At 27.5% G+C, this 19,846-nt stretch carries 19 protein-coding genes; 9 read left to right on the top strand and 10 right to left on the bottom strand.

The window, feature by feature from the left end; genetic code table 11:
• Positions 1-36: 36 nt before the first annotated feature.
• The 3 genes from ALEK_RS05300 (at position 37) to ALEK_RS05290 (ending at position 3,564) form a co-directional block, all read left to right on the top strand.
• The gene (locus ALEK_RS05300) at positions 37-1,641 is read left to right on the top strand and encodes a DUF1800 domain-containing protein (protein WP_071627210.1); all 1,605 of its coding nucleotides are present in this window, start codon (positions 37-39) and stop codon (positions 1,639-1,641) included.
• Between the two features lie 10 nt (positions 1,642-1,651).
• On the top strand, positions 1,652-2,986 hold the full coding sequence (locus ALEK_RS05295; protein WP_071627209.1) for a DUF1501 domain-containing protein: 1,335 nt from the start codon (positions 1,652-1,654) through the stop codon (positions 2,984-2,986).
• 74 nt (positions 2,987-3,060) lie between these two features.
• The gene (locus ALEK_RS05290) at positions 3,061-3,564 is read left to right on the top strand and encodes a hypothetical protein (RefSeq protein WP_071627208.1); all 504 of its coding nucleotides are present in this window, start codon (positions 3,061-3,063) and stop codon (positions 3,562-3,564) included.
• Here ALEK_RS05290 and ALEK_RS05285 read toward each other — a convergent pair.
• The 5 genes from ALEK_RS05285 to ruvA form a co-directional block, all read right to left on the bottom strand.
• The gene (locus ALEK_RS05285; RefSeq protein ID WP_071627207.1) at positions 3,561-4,049 is read right to left on the bottom strand and encodes an HIT family protein; all 489 of its coding nucleotides are present in this window, start codon (positions 4,047-4,049) and stop codon (positions 3,561-3,563) included. The two genes, ALEK_RS05290 and ALEK_RS05285, sit on opposite strands and share 4 nt — an antisense overlap.
• A 125-nt stretch (positions 4,050-4,174) precedes the next feature.
• A complete protein-coding gene (locus tag ALEK_RS05280; protein ID WP_071627206.1) occupies positions 4,175-5,611 on the bottom strand; it encodes a Mur ligase family protein in 1,437 nt (478 codons plus the stop codon).
• Positions 5,598-6,317 carry an alpha/beta fold hydrolase gene (locus ALEK_RS05275; protein ID WP_071627205.1) on the bottom strand — a complete coding sequence of 240 codons (720 nt, stop codon included), beginning with the start codon at positions 6,315-6,317 and terminating at the stop codon, positions 5,598-5,600. The genes ALEK_RS05280 and ALEK_RS05275 overlap by 14 nt, the downstream gene beginning before the upstream one ends.
• A complete protein-coding gene (locus ALEK_RS05270; RefSeq protein WP_071627204.1) occupies positions 6,317-7,357 on the bottom strand; it encodes a D-alanine--D-alanine ligase in 1,041 nt (346 codons plus the stop codon). Before ALEK_RS05270 ends, ALEK_RS05275 begins: the two co-directional genes overlap by 1 nt.
• A 12-nt stretch (positions 7,358-7,369) precedes the next feature.
• Positions 7,370-7,936, bottom strand: a complete 567-nt coding sequence (ruvA, locus tag ALEK_RS05265; RefSeq protein WP_071627203.1) for a Holliday junction branch migration protein RuvA — start codon at positions 7,934-7,936, stop codon at positions 7,370-7,372.
• Between the two features lie 215 nt (positions 7,937-8,151).
• Here ruvA and ALEK_RS05260 point away from each other — a divergent pair, with 215 nt between their 5' ends.
• Entirely contained in the window at positions 8,152-10,218 is a 2,067-nt protein-coding gene (locus ALEK_RS05260; RefSeq protein WP_228146298.1) for a methyl-accepting chemotaxis protein, read from the top strand.
• A 41-nt stretch (positions 10,219-10,259) separates the two neighbouring features.
• Here the strand turns inward: ALEK_RS05260 and ALEK_RS05255 are convergent, their stop codons facing one another.
• The 3 genes from ALEK_RS05255 to ALEK_RS05245 form a co-directional block, all read right to left on the bottom strand.
• On the bottom strand, positions 10,260-10,610 hold the full coding sequence (locus ALEK_RS05255; RefSeq protein WP_071627201.1) for a hypothetical protein: 351 nt from the start codon (positions 10,608-10,610) through the stop codon (positions 10,260-10,262).
• Between the two features lie 66 nt (positions 10,611-10,676).
• Entirely contained in the window at positions 10,677-11,741 is a 1,065-nt protein-coding gene (gene truD, locus ALEK_RS05250) for a tRNA pseudouridine(13) synthase TruD (RefSeq protein WP_071627200.1), read from the bottom strand.
• An 18-nt stretch (positions 11,742-11,759) separates the two neighbouring features.
• Positions 11,760-12,581: a thiamine-phosphate kinase gene (locus ALEK_RS05245; protein ID WP_071627199.1), complete on the bottom strand. Its 822-nt coding sequence runs from the start codon at positions 12,579-12,581 to the stop codon at positions 11,760-11,762.
• 166 nt (positions 12,582-12,747) lie between these two features.
• Here ALEK_RS05245 and ALEK_RS05240 point away from each other — a divergent pair, with 166 nt between their 5' ends.
• Both ALEK_RS05240 and ALEK_RS05235 read left to right on the top strand, forming a co-directional pair.
• Positions 12,748-13,134, top strand: a complete 387-nt coding sequence (locus ALEK_RS05240; protein ID WP_071627198.1) for a class II SORL domain-containing protein — start codon at positions 12,748-12,750, stop codon at positions 13,132-13,134.
• Between the two features lie 254 nt (positions 13,135-13,388).
• Entirely contained in the window at positions 13,389-14,639 is a 1,251-nt protein-coding gene (locus tag ALEK_RS05235; protein WP_071627197.1) for a KAP family P-loop NTPase fold protein, read from the top strand.
• Positions 14,640-15,176: 537 nt separating this feature from the next.
• Here ALEK_RS05235 and ppnP read toward each other — a convergent pair.
• Positions 15,177-15,494: a pyrimidine/purine nucleoside phosphorylase gene (gene ppnP / locus ALEK_RS05230; RefSeq protein WP_071627196.1), complete on the bottom strand. Its 318-nt coding sequence runs from the start codon at positions 15,492-15,494 to the stop codon at positions 15,177-15,179.
• 127 nt (positions 15,495-15,621) lie between these two features.
• On the opposite strand from ppnP, the gene ALEK_RS05225 reads away from it, so the two are divergent.
• From ALEK_RS05225 to ALEK_RS05215, 3 genes are read left to right on the top strand one after another with little or no spacing between them, the layout of a single operon-like run.
• A complete protein-coding gene (locus tag ALEK_RS05225; protein ID WP_071627195.1) occupies positions 15,622-15,879 on the top strand; it encodes a hypothetical protein in 258 nt (85 codons plus the stop codon).
• Positions 15,880-15,882: 3 nt separating this feature from the next.
• Entirely contained in the window at positions 15,883-16,497 is a 615-nt protein-coding gene (gene recO, locus ALEK_RS05220; protein ID WP_071627194.1) for a recombination protein RecO, read from the top strand.
• Between the two features lie 45 nt (positions 16,498-16,542).
• Positions 16,543-18,954, top strand: coding sequence for a hypothetical protein (locus ALEK_RS05215; RefSeq protein ID WP_071627193.1), 2,412 nt, complete (start codon positions 16,543-16,545; stop codon positions 18,952-18,954).
• Between the two features lie 20 nt (positions 18,955-18,974).
• On the opposite strand, the gene ALEK_RS05210 is transcribed toward ALEK_RS05215, so the two are convergent.
• Positions 18,975-19,796 carry an HDOD domain-containing protein gene (locus ALEK_RS05210; RefSeq protein WP_071627192.1) on the bottom strand — a complete coding sequence of 274 codons (822 nt, stop codon included), beginning with the start codon at positions 19,794-19,796 and terminating at the stop codon, positions 18,975-18,977.
• Between the last annotated feature and the right edge of the window lie 50 nt (positions 19,797-19,846).

Below are 19,846 nucleotides of genomic sequence, written 5' to 3'. Positions count from 1 at the left end.
GTCAAAGTCCCTACTTTAAAAAAAGTAGGAGAAACTATGAAAAAACATTTAAACGTATTTAAGAGCAGTTTATATACAACTATCTTAATTTTTACACTTGTATCTACTGCAAATGCAAGTACAACTCATGTTGAAACCGATGAAGAAGCATCAAGGTTTTTAACTCAAGCAACTTTTGGTCCAAATACAAATAGTATTAAACAACTAAAAGAACTACAAACTTATGAAACTTGGATAGATGAGCAATTTATCAAACCAAGAACAAAACTATCTACTCAATTAGAAAACCTAAATCTTGATACCTTATCTTCTGGTCATATGCAAGCTGTCTGGTGGAATAGTATTATTACAAAAAATGACCAATTAAGACAAAGAATGGCTTATGCTTTATCTGAAATATTTGTAACTGGTTATGCTAGTGGTTTTAATAACTTAGCAATTGAGCGAGAACACTATTATGACTTATTATCAAAAAACTCTTTTGGTAATTTTCGAGATTTATTAAGTGATGTAACACTAAATCCTATCATGGCAAGATATTTAAGTATGTTAAATAATAAAAAAGCCAATGAAATAAAAAATACTTTTCCTGATGAAAATTATGCAAGAGAAATTATGCAATTATTTACTATAGGATTAGTAAAACTTAAAAGAAATGGAAAAGTAAAAAAAAGAGATGATGAAAGCATTGCTACTTATACTCAAGATGATGTAGTAAATTTAGCAAGAGTATTTACAGGATGGACACTTAGTTCAAAAAGAAATTATAAAGACCCAATGATTTGTAATACTACATATCATGACTATGGAGAGAAGATTCTTTTAGGAAAGAAAATACCTGCAAATTTATCTTGTGAAGATGATATGCAAAGTGCATTAGATATTTTATTTAATCACAAAAATACTCCAATATTTATATCAAAACAACTAATTCAAAAATTCACTACAAGTAATCCATCTGGAAGATATGTAAAAGCTGTGGCAAAAAAGTTTATTGATAATGGTGAGGGAGTAAGAGGTGATTTAAAAGCAGTAATAAAAGAGATTTTATTACATAATGATGCAAGAAAAGAGTATAGAATAAAAGCTAAGTTTGGGAAAATAAAAGAACCCTCAATTAGATTAGCTGCTTTATTTAGAGCTACAAACTCACTAAAAGACAAATCCCCTACTTATTTATATTCTGTATATAAAAATATAGGACAAACACATCTAGATGCACCTAGTGTATTCAACTATTTTAGCCCAAGTTTTGCACCAAAAGGTGATATTAACAATGCAAATAAAGTAGCCCCTGAATTACAATTAGCTACGGATAAGTATTTGGTTAACACTTCTAATTATTATGCTTTTTTAACTAGAACATATAATACAGAAAAGAAAAATAGAATAACACTATTTTTAGATAAAGAACTAAATATGATTAAAAATAATCCTGAACTTTTTATTGAACATTTTAATACATTACTTTTTGCTGGGAAAATGAAAAAGAATACAAAAGAAGTAATATTAGAACATATAAATAGTATTGTTTATTATGAAAATTATGATGAAACAAAAATAGAAAGAACTACAAAAAAAAGAGCCAGTGAAGCACTATTTTTAATGATGAATGCCCCTGAGCAAAACTACATTCAGTAAAGGATAAAAGATGAATACAAGAAGAGATTTTTTGAAAAAACTTGGAGTTACTGGATGTTCACTTGCATTATTAGGAAAGTTAGATTTAAATGCAATAGAGATTGATTTAAATCCAATTAATATAGATAATTCTGATTATAAAGCTATGGTTCATATTATGTTACTTGGTGGAAATGATAGTGTTAATATGCTTGTAGATTATGAAGATGAAAAGTATGATGATTATCAAAGTATTAGACCAAGTGTTGCAATTAAAAAAGAAGAGCTAATAAGCCTTGAAAAAACAGATAATAAATATGCCTTGCATCCAAAGTTTGAAAATATAGCTTCTATGTTTGAAAAAGAAGAAGTTGCATTTATAGCAAATGTAGGAACTCTAATAGAACCTACTTCTCTTGATACAATAAGTACAGATAAACTACCTAAACATCTATTTTCACACTCAGACCAAAGAAAGTATTGGGAGAATCTAAATCCCTATGAATTAGCTAAAACTGGATGGGGAGGAAGAATAGCTGATGCCCTTGATTTAAGAGGATTGGATAATTTACCTCCAATATATGGAATGAGTTCTGATGGTATGTGGCTTAGAGCAAATCAAACAAAAGCATATATATTTGATACCTCAGGAGCAATTGCTTTTAGTAATTTAAATGAAGGTAATGCAATTAGAGATTCATTAGATTCTATTCATAGTGAAAATAGATTAAATTTACTTACTAAAGCCTATAGAGATTTATTTAGAAATAGTATGAATAGAAATGAAACTTTGAGTAAATTATTAGCTACATCTACAGTGAATCTTGAATTAACACTAGATGATAATTTTTCAAAAAAACTAGAGTTAGTTACTAAGATTATTGAATTAAGAGATTCATTCTCTCTACCTAGACAGATGTTTTATATAGGTCTTGGAGGTTTTGATACACATGCGAATCAAGTAGCTTCTCATAATAACTTATATAATATTTTAGATAAGGGATTAAATGATTTTAATATAGGTCTAAAAGAGATTGGTATGTTTGAAAACACTCTAACTTTTATTAGTTCTGATTTTGGAAGATCTGTTACTAGTAATGCAAGTGGAACTGATCATGGTTGGGGAGGACACTATTTTGTAATGGGAGGAGCTGTTAATGGGGGAAAAGTATATGGGCAAATGCCAACATTAAAAATAGACAGTAAAAACCTTACAAAATCAAAAAGATTGATTCCTAGTACAAGTGTGGAGCAGTATGTAGCTACTATATGTAAATGGTATGGATTAGAAGAAAATAATCTAAATGAAATATTCCCAAATCTTAAAAACTTTGAGGAAAAGGATTTAGGATTTATGAAAATATAAGAGCTTAAGCTCTTGTATTTTCATTTACTATTAGTTCACCCTAGTATTATATAATTAATCCATACGGAAAAGAAATGGAGTTCATTAAGATGGAAATTTCTTCAATTGGCAATAATTATTCTATTGACATACCAGACTACATAGATTTAAATGTACAATCTATAAATAAAGATTTTGATGTACCAGATACTAATGGGGATCAAATAGCTACAAGTGAAATTGGAGCAGCTGCTGTAGTAACAGCTGAAGCAGTAGCACAAGATGATATAAAAACACAAGAACTTCAACAAAACTTCTTATATAATTTAGATGAACTCAAAAATGGAAATATCTCAACAGAACAATTTAATAGCTTTTTAGAAGATAATGGATTAAATAGTATTAATATACAAGAAAGAGCTATAAATGATGAAAGTGTAGTATCAGCACTATTTTCAATAACAAATCAAAACAATATTCAAAATGATACAAATAGTCTATCTAGTTATGCTGATTATATGGATAAGGTAAATGAAGAGACTCAAAGTACAGACATAAATGAAAAACTCTCAGCCTACACTTCTAATCTTAGAAATTAAACAAAATACTTTGAAACGTTTGATTTAATCTTATTAAAAATTTCTTCGAAATCTGCTGGATATACTCGAGTTCCACCAATAGAAGAGATAAAGTTTGTATCCCCTAACCATCTTGGTAACATATGATAATGAACATGTTGTTCAATACCAGCACCCGCAGCTTTTCCAAGGTTCATTCCAATGTTTACACCCTCACAAGGCATAACTTCTTTTAGTAGTTTTACACCTTGCCGAACTCGTACACCCATTCTATCCCAAACCTCATCGTCTAAGTCTTCGATTTTATCAGTATGAAAATGTGGAATAACCATCATATGGCCAGGTGAGTAAGGAAATTTATTCATAACTACATAACAATGTTCATCATGGAATAAAACTTGTAGATTTTCGTTGTCTAAGTTTTTAGAGATATGACAAAACACACACCCCTCAATCTTTTCTTCACTAACGTAAGAGTATCTCCAAGGGGCATATAAGTGTTCCATTTTTTTCCTTTAAAATTGTCCCAATTTTAAAGGGACTATATCATATCAAATACTTTTTAGCAGGATTTATAAAAAATCCTTAAAAGTAACAAAACCCTAAAGAGAACAAACGAGTTGTTCTTGAATTAAATAAAGTTTGGTGCGTCGTTTGCAAAAAGAATTAAATCCCCTGATATTGTCTGCTCTGCAAGAGTAGTTTCCATCATTGATTTATCTTTTAAGATGAATACTTTTGATTCATCAATATTCGAGCTTAGTAAGTGAGAGTTTAAATCTCCTGTAATAATTACATAATCAAATTTTTCATTGATTGCATTTGCAAGTAGAATATTAGCTTCATCTGTTGATTCTACTAATCCTGGAGTAACTATTACTTTTCTTCCCGCATAAGTTGAACAGATATTTACAGCTTCTAACATACCCTCTAAATTTCCATTAAAAGAGTCATCAACTATCACTTTTCCACCTGCTTCAATTTTTTGAAGTCTGTGCTCAACTTGAGGTAAAGTTTCTAATGCTTTTTTGATTTCATCAATAGTCATTCCTAAATGATGAGCTACTAAAATAACAGCTGTTAAGTTAATAGCATTAAATGATCCCAAGATTGGAGCATGGAAGTTTTCAATATTTCCATCAACTTCTACATCAAACCAAATACCATCTAAAGTACTATTAGTAATATGTAAATTATTTGGGAATTTAGTAATTGAATCATACTCTTTAATAGGTACAGATTCATGTACGAATCCCTTATCCATTTTTGGAGATTTTAAAAGTTCCATTTTAGTATGAATGATATTATCTAAAGTTTTGAAGTATTCAATATGTTGTTCCCCAACAGAACCTATAACACAAATCTGTGGTTCTAAGAACATTGCAATTTCTTCAATATCACCTTTTACTCTAGCTCCTGCTTCTGCAATATAAACTTGTGTATCATCAGGTAAATCTCTATTTACATCTAATACTATTCCTGCAATTGTATTTACAGATCTAGGTGTTTTATATGTTTTAAACTTATTTTGTAAAACATGATATAAATAGTTTTTAATAGAAGTTTTTCCATAAGATGCTGTAATAGCAATAGTTTTTAAACCTCTAATAGTTTCGTGTCTTTGTTTTGCTTTGTGTTTAAAAGATATGAAGAATATTTTCTCCAGAATCATAGAAACACCGTATGCAATAATAAGTGGTATAAATACAAAAATATTAGTACAATCAGGACTTGCTAAACATAAAGCAGTCATTGCAAAAGTAGCGAATAAAAGTACAGCTAAAAATCTTTTTACTCTTCCTGTTAATACCAGAGGTCTATCTAATTTTTTGTTCCATAAAACAAAACTTGTTAGATATAAAGCATAAAAGTATATAGCATAATAAATAGAAGGTATTAAATAAAACAGAACAATAGGCGCTAAAAAGTAAGTAATATGCCATTGCCATTTATGATGTTTTAAAACAACTCTTTCTAACTTGTAGTTGTACCATTGAAGGTTAGTAATTAGGTAATAACCTAAACACATAATTAGTAGTATGTGTGTTAATATATTAAAGTATTCCATTCTCAATTCTCTCACAGATGTCTTTTGCATTTTTTGCAAAGAAGTAATGGTCACCATCATAAGATATAAATGTTGAGTTATCAATTAAAGATGATATTTTTTTACCTGATTCTAAAGAAGTTGCAGTATCTTTCTCACCCCAAAAAATCAAAGCATTATTTTTGTAGTTTGCAAAGTTTGAAGTAAAGTCTTCGTTTACTACATTTTTAAAAGTAGCATACATTCCTTCATTCATTTTATTAACATCTTCACTTCTAAATTTTTTAGTGATTTTTCCTAAACCTAAGGCATTAAAAAATTTAGCTGATTTAATTTTTAGTTTTACTGATAGTTCTTTTTCTTCTAAAATTCCAGCAGAACTTAAAAGTACTAAGTTTTTAGGATTTAAAAGTGTAGATACTTTTCCACCATAAGAGTGACCTGCGATTACATCTTTTGTTGAGTTTAGAAGTTTTAAAAACTCATCTGTGATTTTCACATAATCATTTGTAGTTAATTCAATAGAGTTTGGGCTTTTACCAAATCCTGGTAAATCAATATAAATATGTCTAAAATCTTTTAGGAAAGGAGCAAATACATTTTTCATAATGTCTTTGTTTGAGCCCCATCCATGTAAAAAGATAATATCTTTTTTACCTGATGGGTTTACAATTTCATAAGAGATATCGAAGTTTCTATTATCAACTTTTAGTGATTTAGAAGCCACTATTTACCCTTAGTAGCTTGAATTTTATTTACATATTCATAAGTTACTGGAATATGTTTTCTTTGGGGTAAGTTTGAAGCTAAACCTTTGAATAAATTATCAAAATCAGAGAATAAATAGTTTGCCATTGATCCTGGAATTGAATTAATTTCATTTAAATATACTTCATTATCAATAATGAAGAAATCACATCTAATTAATGAACCTTCAAATAAATTATTGTAGATTCTCTCAAATGCTTCTTTTACTTTAGTATTTAATTCTTCACCTAAATCAACTTCCATAGCTTTTGAAGTTCTAGAGAAATCTAAGTATTTTTTGTCAAAGTCTAAGAACTCAGCTTTTTGAGGTTCTTCAATAATAGAGAATTTAAATTCACCATTGATTTTAGTTCCTGCTAAGTTGTACTCTTTTACACCTGATATAAATGGCTCAATAATAATTGCATTATCAAACTCGTAAGCCACATCAAGTGCATATTCTAATTCTGCTACGGATTTAACAATAGATACTCCAATAGAAGAACCTAATTTAACTGGTTTTAAAATTACAGGGAATTGATCTACTTTAACCTCATCGCCTTTTGTGTAATACTTATAATCAACAGTTTTTACATCTACAGAAGAAGCATATCCTTTTGTAAGGAATTTGTTTGAACTAACAACACAAGCTTCTGTTCGTGGAGCAATAAATGGAATATTAAAGAATTCTAATACAGATGATAAAATACCATCTTCACCATCTCCACCATGAGAAAGGTTTAGTACTACATCAAAATCAAGTGGTTTTTCTTTTGAAAGTAATCCACCTTTTTTATAGAAACCATTTTTTGAAATACTTACTTTATCAAATTTTTTATAATCACCAGTACTAAAAAGTTTAGATGTAATTACATTAGTCGGGATATGATAAAAATCTCTATTAGCATCTAAAAAGATATATACTAATTCATCGCTTAGAACATCTTTCATTGCAATTGAACTTACAATTGAAATTTCGTGTTCAAAACTAACTCCACCAAAAACTATTGCTATTTTCATTTATTACCTTCTTTATTTTTGTAATTTTTTAAGTGCTTCTTTTACTAAATCACTAGTATTAGTAGAAACACATGTTTTAAGTATTTTTGATACCATGTCTTTTTTGAAGCCTAATGACTCTAAAGCAAGTGCTGCTTCAAATGAAGCTGCCATTGAAGTATCTCCACCATCTTCTGAATCTGCATCGATTATAAAGCCTGATAATTCCACAAGTATTCTACTTGCACCTTTTGGTCCAATACCGGGAACTCTTTTTAACATTGAGATATCATTGTCATTTACTATTTGAGAAAAAGAAGCAGGAGTAAAAGTAGAACATATTGCTAAAGCAACTTTTGGCCCTACTCCATTTATTTTAATAACTGTATCAAAAAGCTTTTTTTCGTTTGGATCTAAGAAACCATAAAGTGTTTGAGAATCTTCTCTGATTATTTGAGTTATTTCTAGTTGGACATCATCATTAATAATCTTTGAACTACAATTCAAAGATACAAAAACCTCGTATATTAATCCATTAACATTAATGTTCAATAACGTTGGGTCTTTTTTTACTATTTTACCTATAAGGCCTACGATCATTATTATTACTCTTTATTAAAAAAATTAGTTTATTTAATATTTAATATATATATTTCATTATATAATAATTACACTTAAACTAAAAGGTCAGTAACATGATGGATTTAATAACTAAAAAGATAAGTAATAAAATCATTTTTGCATTGCTTATATTACTAACTATAAGTACGCTAACTATCGTATATTTTAGTACTTCGGAAGTAAGTAAGAATACCTTGGCAAAAACAAAAGATAACTTAGAAATGTTAAATTCTGCAATGTTTCAAAGTCTGCGGAATGCAATGAACACTGGTGACCCTGCTCAGATAAAAAAAGCAGAAAAAGATGCTAGTGAAATTAAAGGTGTTAAACAATTAATTGTTGCAAAAAGTAAACCTTTAATGGAAATGTATCCTTCAGATTCAACATTTTCAACTGACCCAAATATTATTAAAACATTTAATGATAAGCAACCTCAACTTCTTGAAACTGATGATGAAAATGGTCACAGTTTAAGAATGATTAAACCAATGATTGCAACACAAGACTGTTTATTATGTCATGCTAATCAAGCAGAAGGTGATGTAATTGGTGTTATGGACTTAACTTTCTCACTTGATGAAGCTGACGAAGAGATATGGGACTTATTAATCCATATATTAGTAGTAGCTAGTATTTCTGGATGGGTAACTATTGCTTTTGTATTCTTAATAGTAAAAAGAGCAACTAATACAATTGGTGTATTAAAAGATGGATTCCAAAATCTACTTGATTCAAATGATCCAAATATTTCATTAGATGTTCAATCTAAAGATGAAGTTGGAGAAGTAGCAAAACTATTCAATTCATATATGGATAAAGTAAGAGATGGATTAAAACAAGATGCCATTGTAATTGAAGAAGCTAATGATGTTTTAGAAAAAACTGCTAGTGGATTCTTTGTATATAAAGTAGCTAGTACAGCTTCTAATCCTCATGTTGAAAACTTAAAAAATCAACTAAATGAAATGATTGAACATACAAAAGATACATTAGATAGAATCAATGAAACTCTAAGACAATACTCTGAATCTAAATTTGATCATAAAATTGATGATAAAGGAATATTTGGAAACTTAGGTTCTCTAGCTTCTGGAATTAAACTAGTAGGAAATAATACATCTGAAATTTTAGCAATGATTATGAATACAGGTGATTCATTAAATCAAAATACAAATGTATTATCAAGTGCGTCTAATAACTTATCAGCATCATCAAACCAACAAGCTGCGTCTTTAGAAGAAACAGCAGCAGCTCTTGAAGAGATTACTGCAAATATTAGATCTAACACACAAGCATCAGAGAGAATGGCACAGTTAGCTCAAAATGTAACTAAGTCAGCACAAAGTGGTCAAGACTTAGCTAATAAAACTGCAAACTCTATGGATGAGATTAATACTCAAGTATCTTCTATTAATGAAGCCATTGAAGTTATTGACCAAATTGCATTCCAAACTAATATTCTTTCACTTAATGCAGCAGTTGAAGCAGCAACAGCAGGAGAAGCAGGTAAAGGATTCGCAGTAGTTGCAGCAGAAGTTCGAAACCTAGCATCTAGATCTGCAGAAGCAGCCAAAGAGATTAAAGATATTGTTGAAGCAGCAAGTATGAAAGCAAATGAAGGTAAAAAGATTTCTGATAATATGATTGAGGGATATAAAGAGTTAAATAATAATATCTCTGATACTACAATCACTATTGATGAAGTTGCAAATGCATCTAGAGAACAAGAAAAAGGTATTATTCAAATTAATGATGCTGTTAATACTCTAGATCAAGCTACACAGAAAAATGCACAAGTTGCAAATGAGATTTCAAGTATGGCAAATAATATTGCTGAAATGTCTAATTCATTAGTAACAGCAGCATCTAGAGCATCATTCTTAAAAGAGTCACTAAACAAAGTATGTGATGTTGATTTAGTTTATGATACAGCACAATTAAAAGTTGATTTATTAACAATGAAAGATGATACTTACTCAAAACTAGGAACATATTCAAATTGGAGAGTTAAAGAAACTAGTGATTTAAATACATGGTGTCAAAATCATATTAACTCTGGTAAAAAAGTGAATATGGAAACTATGAATAATATTAGTGAATTACAAAAAGAATTCCAAACTAATCTTCAATCATTAGTAGATGCTAATGCAAATAAAGAATCTAATGCTACATTAAACAATAAAGCAAAAGATGTAGAAATAACAACACTAAGAATATTTGGGAATTTAAATAATTTAAAAGAAGATGCTTGTAGTAAATAAGCATCTTTAGAAAAATAAAAGAAGGAGAAATTCTTCTTTTATTAAGCTTGCATTTGTTTGATTAACGCTTCTAATTCGTCTTCACTCATATTATCATCTGAATCAATACTTTTTGCGCTAGAAGCTATGTTATATTGGCTTTTATCGATATTATTCTTATCACACACAAAGTTAACTACTCTCTCAATCTTTTGTCTATGTAAATCTTGATGTTGTAGTAAACCTAATGCATTGGATACTTCATTTTTTACTTTACTTTTATCGTGATCAATTAAATCAAAACTATCAATTGAATCATTTATATTTTCTAAGTTTTCGTATATTAATGCTGCGTTATTTTCAGACTCTTTAATAACGTCACATAATTCACGAATAAGTTCTTCATACTTCATCTAAGTATCCTTTATAAGATTTGTTATAAAGTTTAACCTATTTTAACTTAATCAATATATAAATTATTAATGAATTATTTCAGCAATTAATTCAGTTGCATAACAACCTTTTGGTAGATAGAATTTTAATTCCATCCAGTTCTTTTCTTCTTTGTAATTACTTTCAATATCTTCAGGGAATACCCATGCAAATCTTCTTGCACCATCTTCACCTGTAGCTTCTTCATACTCTTTTTCTATTTCGTAGGCTAAACCTTCTGAGTTCATAACTCTTTTTCCTGATAATAGTCCTGTTGGAACTCTATCTCTATCAAAGAATTTAGCTGATTCTGTTTCTAAATCATCAATAGTAAAAATCTTACCATAAGGGTAGTGAGATAATAAATCCCCAGTCATGATTTTTAAAGGATGTTTTTGTTTTTTCATTCTCTGAACAACTTCAAGAGGTAAGTTTAGTTTTTGGTAAACTTCTTTTGGTTCAAAAGCATCTACTAATTTAGAGATTTCAATTCTTTTAGAAAGCCAAGAGTTAAAAAGGTAACTTTGGTAAGAGTTGATATACATCTGTTTTAAGTTTTTTCTTTTCTCTTTTAATTTACCATCAATAATATCTTTACCTTTTAAGTAATTATTTCCTTCAATTCCAAATCTTTGGAATCCAAAATAATTAGGCATACCTAAAGTAACAATCTTACCTAAGGCTTCTTCAATTTTTCTACAATCAATTAAGTTAACTCTTTTTAGTCTAATAAAGAATTTATTACCTTTTAAGTGCCCTACTTTGATTTTATTATTATGGTAAGTAGTATCTAATATTTTAATATTAGCATGTTGGAAAGATTTTAATTTTAATTCATATTGTTTGTGAATTGAAATAGATTGTACTGTTAATGCATTTTTATCTTTTAAACCTGCATATCCAATATCTCTAGTTTTACAACCTACAAAGTTTGCAATAATTTCAACAGCATCCCAAGTAGATAAATCTTTTTTTCTAATTTTTAAAATTAGATGTTCACCCTCACCTGTAAATTCGTATAATGGTACTTCTGTAACAACGAAGTCATCTTTATTTTGTTTAAAAACAACATCTATTTTAGAGTGACTTAAATATCTTTGTAATTGATTCAATATATTTCCTTAATTATTTTAAAAATGGTGGTTATTTGCATTTGTTCTATATTTGCCTTTTGTTGCTTTGGCAAATATATTTAATTTTACATTATGTTTTTTTGCAATTTTTTCTATTTTGTTTCTGTTATTCTTTTCAAAAGAAAAAAGTATTTCATACTCTTCCCCTGATGTTCCAATATCATCAGAGATACTCTCAAAAAATTTGAAACCTACTTTACTTTGTTTTGATAGTCGTTCTAACTCAAAGAATAATCCATCTGAAATATCCATAGAAGCTGTTATATATTTTGAAGCTTCATAGAAAAACTTTGGATTTAAAGTAGGTTTGATAAACTTTGATTTTTTCGAGATTTTCTCCCCATCAAATAACTTTTGTAAATCTGATTTACAAGTACCAAGATCACCAGTAAAACAAAGTAAATTATCTTTTTTTACACCTTTTCGGTAAATAGGATTTTTTACTTTTGAGATAATAGTAACTGAGATATCAAGCTTCTCATTTGCTATTGTATCTCCACCAATTATCTCAATACCAAACTCTTTTGCTGCTTTTTTAAAACCCTTTGATAAGTTTTTTAAATCATCATTAGAATAAGTTTTTGGTATTGCTACAGTTAGTAAAGCATACTTTGGTTTGGAATTCATAACAATGGCATCTGAAATATTTACAATCATTGATTTATAAGCTATTTCTTTTAGGCTCATCCATTCTTTTTTGAAATGTACATTTTCAAAAAAAGCATCCATTGAGTATGACCATTTGCCCAATACAGCAGCATCATCACCAATGATTTTATTATTTGAAAATTGTTTTATAAAATACTCTTCTTTATTCATGCGCAATTATATCAAAGAAGAGCAAAAAATAAGGGTAGATAGGAATCATAAGGTAAAGGAAAATAGTTACCAAATGACAACTTTTCAAATAAGACAATTTATATCCTAATTATTTTTAGTAAAATTATTGTATAATATTTCTCAATTTAAAAATACAGGAGCAAAAATGCCAAAAATTAATAAATACGTTGATATCGATACTGTTGAAAGAGAAGCTAAAAAAGATTTAATTGATAGACACTCACCATTCATTCACTGTAATGAAACTGCAAAAGCAGGAGAGCCATTCGAAGTAACTGTAAAAATGGGTAACGAATATACTCATCCAGATGATTTCGATCACTATATTGAGTCTGTAACATTATATAACGGTGATGTTCAATTAGCTAAAGCATCTTATGTTCCAGGAACATTAGGAAATGTTAAAGCACACAACACAACTACTTTTACAATTATCCCAACTGGTAAGAAATTAAACCTTGTTGCACACGGATACTGTACTAAGCACGGAATTTGGGAAGGTACACCTGTAGCTGTAGCTGTAGAAGCATAGTCACAAACCACCAATTTTCGGTAGAGGTAGGAGCTTTTAGCTTCTGCCTTTTTTTATTTTTGTAGTTTATTTGTAGGTTCCTAAATACTTATACAACTATATTTACTCTTTTCATTTCAATTTTAATACTTTTCTCTTATCCATCTTTATAATATTTATATCATCACTTAATGGATTACTTCTATCATCTAAATAACAATTAGAAATAGATATAATGAAAAAATTATTTATGAAACCATGATAGGATAAATCTAATGAGATTAAAGCACGATTTTAAAGAGGATAATCTACAACGCAAAGAAACAGCTAAACAATATTTACAATTTATTAATAAACTTCAAGGTAATCACACTATTGCTCTAGATGCACCATGGGGAAGTGGAAAGAGTAAATTTATTGATTTTATGTGTGAAGATATGGATAAAGATAAAAATAAAGATATTTATATTAAGTACAATGCATGGGATAATGACTATACAGATGAACCTTTTCTATCACTTATGAGTGAGATTTTTTCTTCTTTTGAAGAAAAAAAATATATAGGAAAAGATGAGCTTAAAAATATAAAAAGTAAAGCAATAGCAATATCTAAAGCCGTTGGAAAAGGAATTACTAAAGGTCTAGTAAAAAATATTCTTGGAAGTGATGCAACAAAAGATTTATCAGATGGTATTGAATCTTTGGCAAAAGGGGCAATAAGTGAAACATCTCAACTTCTAATAGATAGTACATTTAAAAATATGAGTCAAACAAAAAAGACAAGAGAACAGTTCACAGAAGAGCTAAAAAATACAACAAAAAAAATATTAGAAGAAAAAAGTAAAAATAAACTTATCATAATAATAGATGAACTAGATAGATGTAAGCCTACCTTTGCAATAGAACTATTAGAAAACATCAAGCACCTTTTCGCCATTGAGGAAGTCATTTTCTTTATTGCGGTAGATAGAACACAATTATCAGAATCAATCAAAGCAGTTTATGGTTCAGGTTTTGATTCAGATACTTATCTTGATAGGTTTTTTGATATAAATTTATACTTAAAAAAGAATAACATGCAAGAGCATTTTAAACAAAAGATAATAAAGTATTTTAATGAAGATATTCCTTGTGTTTATGATTATTTTGATTATCATAAATTTTGTAAAGAAGCTATTGAAGCATTAGAATTAACGCTACGTGACTTTGAAAAAATAATTTCAGAAGCATATTTGATATATAAACTTAATAGTATTCGAGATTTTGAGCTAGAAGTAATATTATTTTTATTAATGTTTAGAAAGAAAAGTCCACAAGATTATAATACTTTTATTGATCACAATAACCAAAATATTACACAAATTAATATTATAGTTTTTAAAGAAAGTAACTCAAACTATGCAATATTCATGAGAACTTATATTTTATCTATACTTAGAGATAAAAATGAAACATTGAAAACTGTTGCGAAACTATCCACATTAACTAATACATTGATTCAAATCATAGAAGAAACAAAGCTCTAAATTACAATTATTCTAGTAAAGTTAAAAAATATTAACTAACTTACAAATACTAAAGGGCATATATACTATGCCCTTCTCTTTATTTTAATTTTAAGTTTAAGTTTAAATAGCTTACAAAATCTATCACTTTTTAAATTCACATTATTCGAATTTAAATTTTTTATTGTTAACTTTTTAATAAAAAAGAATTCACTTAATACAAATTGAAAATAAGAAGAACATCTAAATTTAGATGTAGTTTAAATACTTTCTTTAACCCACCATAGACAAGGGATAGTCTTGAAAGAGCCTTCTTCAGATGTATTAGAGTATTAAAGAATAGTCATTCTTATAATAAATGAAGATGATATAAAAGAAAATAAAGAAGATATTATTGTCTGTCTAACTAATATAGGTAATATTATTTCAATATTAAAAAAAGAACATTATTTCTTTTAACATTAAATTACAGTATATAAGATTGATTTTTATAGGAAAAGAAGAGTAGCAGTCATCAGAACAATGGGGAAGAATCCCATTGTTTATAAATGACATATATTATGAGTTTTTAATAAAAGAACAACAATAGTCAACTAAAGAGTGAACTCTTAGTTTGAATTTTGAATTCGCAGGAATTTCAAATGTTGCAGGACCTTCATATTCAACCCAGTCTTCAGCTGGTAATAAAACTTCAAGTTTACCTCTTTGGATATCCATTATTTCAGTATGAACAGTATTTAACTCATATTCACCTTTTAACATAATTCCTAAAGTTTTTCTTGAACCATCTTCGAACTCTATACTTCTACTTGTAATATTTCCTTCAAAAAGTACACTTGCAGCTTTTGCAATAGAAACATTATTAAACTCAGCCATTTACATTATCCTTACATAATTATTTTAAATTATAATATCATAAGTAATATATATTTTCATTGAAGTTATACAAGCAAAAGAGTAGTTCTTTTTTGTTATAATCCTAAATATTTTAAGAAGGAAAACTATGAGTATTCAAAAAGAACTAGAAAGCCTAATCAAAAATGATGTTTTACTAGAAATTGAAGATTATATTGACGAATTATTCGAAATTATCGCAGCAAAAAAAGAAGATGAAAGAACAAAAGAAGAATTAGCAAACATTCAAGAGATGAGAGACGACTTTATTGCAATGTTAAAAGACATTGAAAGTGGTGACATGGATGATGAAGAAGCTGAAGAAATTCTTGAAGAAATCAAAGAAATGAGAGCAGAAGAAGAATAAAACTTGCAAGGTTATATAATAGATATAAAACCTGTAAAAGATGAAGACTTAATTGTCTGCTTGCTTACAGAAAATGAAATAATAAACTCTTATAGATTTTATGGAGCAAGACACTCCAATATTAATATTGGATATAAAATAGATTTTGAACTTGAAGATACAAGATCAAGTATACCTAGACTAAAAGATGTAATACAACTTGGTTTTGAATGGGTACTTGATTATGAAAAAATGTATTGTTGGCAAAGATTTGTAAAACTATTTTATTCTCACCTAAAAGACTTAGAACAAGTTGATCCATACTATTTTTATAGCTTGGATCACTTGACACACGTAATGATAAAACAAAATGCCCTTCGAGCAATCTGTGAATCTTATATCCATTTATTAGAACATGAAGGTAGATTACATACTGATTATCATTGTTTATTATGTGAACATGAAATCAAAGAAGATATATCTTTAGTTCGTAGTTTTTTACCCGCACACGCAAAGTGTACTTACTCTAGAAAATTTGAATTGTATAAAATAAAAGAGTTATTTGAAGAAAAAAATTTGATTAATTTTACACAAGAAGAAGTAGAGTATTTATGGAACATAATTCTTCAAGGTTTATAAGTTAAATAATTATATAATTAATGACTTTTACGTTGGAGAAATTACATGTTTGCATTAGACGAAGATGAAGCATCTAGTTATTTAGATATGGAAAATGAAGATTTGATTGTTTCTGATTTATTAAATAAATACAAGATATCAATTTCTACTCAAAACTCGTTTATATACAATATAAATGACGACTACAATTCTCTTACGAACTACATTGGTGAACTTTATATTAATGAAGAAGAAATACCAAATGATATTCAAAAACAAATAGAACACAATGTTCACTACAGAAACTTTCTAATAAGTAATTTAGAAAAAAGAATGGATAGAATATTATGTGATAAATCTACGATAATATTCAAAGAGATTGTAACAATAGTTAATATTTTATCTTTTGGAAAAGATTATAAAATATTTGAAAGTTATGATTTTTATAATCTAGAGCAAATGGCACAACTATTTAGGGATTATGAAAAAAAACTAATAGATTTAAAACAAACAAATACAGATAATTTTCTAATTACATTTAAGCACTACACAACATTAATTGAAGTGTTAAACGAGCTTTGTGCAATAAACTCAATAGATGTACTTAGAAAAAAGACTATTAATCCAATTATTGAATTACTTACAGAAACTATAAATATAGTAAAATTCAATATTACTCTAAATGATAAACAAATAAATATACTAAATAATATATTAGGAAAACTTCTTTTTTATTATTCTCATATTCCATATATTAATACTAAGAATAAAAGTGCTCAATACCTAATAAGTGAGTTTTCTTTTAATGTGGCTAAGTTATCAGATGGTTTTACATTATCAAAAAATACAAATTTTGCAAATGATAGCAAAAGCGAACATGAGTATTATAAAATATATTTAAATTCACTGACAACATCAATAAGCAATCTAATTTATAAACTTGAAGACTTTTATGATGAAGATGATTATCTTGATATAAGTAATTTCATTTCTATTCTAGATGTATATAAAGAGATGGTAGTTCATAAAGAAACAAAACAATTTGCATCAATAAAAGAGTTAAAAATAGATCTTTTAGATAATTATGTATATGTTTATAAAGAAAATGAAAACATAAGTAATTGTATGGAAATTGTTACAAACTTCTTAGAAAATAAAGAGTTTGATAGCTCAAACATGCAAATCTTGTTATATATTATTCTATTTTCAGAAGAATTAAATGAAGATAAACTAATTAAAATTTTATCAATTTTATTAACTCTAACAAAATTTGAGAATGATTACCATGAATTTCATAAACTTCAATTAATAGATAATATTATAAAAAAACTAGTTACAAAAAAAGATGAAAGAGTTACAAAATTATTAAATATAAAATTAGTTGAATATATAGAAGTAAATAAAATTGCATCTCATTTAATGTCAATTTATTCAAAAATATACTTATCATTATCTATGTTTAATTCATCATTAAAAGACAAAAACTCTATTGAGCTAACTAAATATTATTATTACAAATATTTAAGTATTAATGGTAAAGAGTTATTAGAAAATGAATATGAAAATATTAATAAAATCATATTAATAAATATTGCAAAAAATGCATTAGAAGAGATGAATATCGATTTAAAGATTTCGGAGAAAGACAAACTTTTAGAGATTGGTTCAAACCTTATTACTAAATATGCAGAAGAGTTTGAAATACTTACTAAATATAACATCAATCAAAAACTATCAAATATAGTAACTGATATTTTCACAAATGAAGGTTTAGATAATGACACTCTAAACTCTCATATTGAAAGTTTTATTTCAAAAGATATATTCCATGGTTTAGTATTTGTATCTATTGATGGTTTATGTGAGAGAAAGTGCAGATTAACTGACTTAGGCTATGTAAAAGTACATATTCCACTAATAGATGGATATACTTTAAAAATGGCATATTCTAGTGTATATAAACATATTTTTACAGATCTTTATGAAAACAACAAAGATTATATAAAACAAAATCTAATTAACCTTCTTGTGTGTTATTTAAAAAGTACTCCATTATATTTTGACTCTGTGACAAAACTACAAAGTAGCGAGAAACTAAAAAAAGATTTATTAGAATATAAAGAAGGTGAAATTGTATTTTTAGAAATATGTTTAGAAAATCTAAATGAATTTAATACAAAATATACTTATGAAAAAGGAAATGATATATTCAAAGCCTTTTCAAATAGTGTAAATACAATAGTTCCAACATATAGATTACAAGGTCCAAGAATTGGATTAATTGTTAGTAAAGACAATAGTTATGAGGAGATTATAAAAAGTATAAAAAATATCAAGATTAAATATGAAAATAAAATGATTGATCTTAAATTGGCATTTGCAGTTTCATATGGAGATAAGAGTAATATCATATTAAAGTCTGAGCATGCAATGACTTTAGCATTAAAAAAGAAAGAGAAGTTTAATATATTCAAGTAATTAAGATTAAAAAATCTTAATTACTCGTCTAATAGTCTATCTTGAAGTGTTTCTATAGCTTTCTCTAAAGACTTAGTATGTAAACCATAAGATGCAGCTTTAGCTACAGCTTTTTCTACATTTTCATCACTTAAAGGATCACTTACATTACAAGCTGTTTTAATAACATCTAGAATCTGAGCTTTTTGTTTAACTGAATCGTCACACTTAGAAATATCATCAACAAATTCAATAACATTAATTAAATTGTCACTTAATTTCCAATGTCTGAAAATCTTAGCAGTAATTTCAGAACTTGATAATCCTACTAATTCTTTCTCAACAGCAGTAGCTTCTTCACCGCTTGCAACTTTTGTTTTAAACTCTTCAGTTTTTTTATCACTTGTGATTATATCAGCAAGGATAAATTTACCAGCTTCTTGTAATAAAGCAGGTAATAACAACTCTTCTTTTAAATCATAATCAAATTTAGAAACCCAAAGGTGAGTTAATGTTGATGAAAGATTTGATGCTTTCATAAAATCATCACTATTAATACCATATGGCTCTAAGTTTGCCATTAGAAGGTTTTGAACTGTCCCTCCAATTGCAATTGAAATAGTGAAATTAATTCCAAGTAAATTAATAGCTCTACTTGGTGTTTCAACTTTTGATCTAAACCCAAACATTGCAGAATTAGAGATTTTTAATAACGTAGAAATAATCAACGCATCTTTTTCAATAATCTGTAATAATTCAAAAGCTTCTTTTTCACTTTTTCTTCTGAATTCCTCAATCTCGGCGATTGTTTTAGGAAGTGGTGGAAGAGATTCGATTTTTTCTAAAATACTAACTGATGACAAAATAAACTCCTATAGAAACGATAATAATAAAAAATTATAACTAATTTATA

It is taken from the genome of Poseidonibacter lekithochrous (assembly GCF_013283835.1).
Taxonomy (GTDB): Bacteria; Campylobacterota; Campylobacteria; order Campylobacterales; family Arcobacteraceae; genus Poseidonibacter; species Poseidonibacter lekithochrous.
This window is presented reverse-complemented; position numbering and strand designations above follow the sequence as displayed.

Coding starts and splice junctions, on each gene's coding strand:
- ALEK_RS05290 (WP_071627208.1), top strand. CDS start 3,061: ATGGAGTTCATTAAGATGGAAATTTCTTCAATTGGCAATAATTATTCT.
- ALEK_RS05255 (WP_071627201.1), bottom strand. CDS start 10,610: ATGAAGTATGAAGAACTTATTCGTGAATTATGTGACGTTATTAAAGAG.
- ALEK_RS05235 (WP_071627197.1), top strand. CDS start 13,389: ATGAGATTAAAGCACGATTTTAAAGAGGATAATCTACAACGCAAAGAA.
- ALEK_RS05225 (WP_071627195.1), top strand. CDS start 15,622: ATGAGTATTCAAAAAGAACTAGAAAGCCTAATCAAAAATGATGTTTTA.
- ruvA (WP_071627203.1), bottom strand. CDS start 7,936: ATGATCGTAGGCCTTATAGGTAAAATAGTAAAAAAAGACCCAACGTTA.
- ALEK_RS05215 (WP_071627193.1), top strand. CDS start 16,543: ATGTTTGCATTAGACGAAGATGAAGCATCTAGTTATTTAGATATGGAA.
- ALEK_RS05285 (WP_071627207.1), bottom strand. CDS start 4,049: ATGGAACACTTATATGCCCCTTGGAGATACTCTTACGTTAGTGAAGAA.
- ALEK_RS05245 (WP_071627199.1), bottom strand. CDS start 12,581: ATGAATAAAGAAGAGTATTTTATAAAACAATTTTCAAATAATAAAATC.
- ALEK_RS05240 (WP_071627198.1), top strand. CDS start 12,748: ATGCCAAAAATTAATAAATACGTTGATATCGATACTGTTGAAAGAGAA.
- ALEK_RS05295 (WP_071627209.1), top strand. CDS start 1,652: ATGAATACAAGAAGAGATTTTTTGAAAAAACTTGGAGTTACTGGATGT.
- ALEK_RS05270 (WP_071627204.1), bottom strand. CDS start 7,357: ATGAAAATAGCAATAGTTTTTGGTGGAGTTAGTTTTGAACACGAAATT.
- ppnP (WP_071627196.1), bottom strand. CDS start 15,494: ATGGCTGAGTTTAATAATGTTTCTATTGCAAAAGCTGCAAGTGTACTT.
- ALEK_RS05280 (WP_071627206.1), bottom strand. CDS start 5,611: ATGGAATACTTTAATATATTAACACACATACTACTAATTATGTGTTTA.
- ALEK_RS05300 (WP_071627210.1), top strand. CDS start 37: ATGAAAAAACATTTAAACGTATTTAAGAGCAGTTTATATACAACTATC.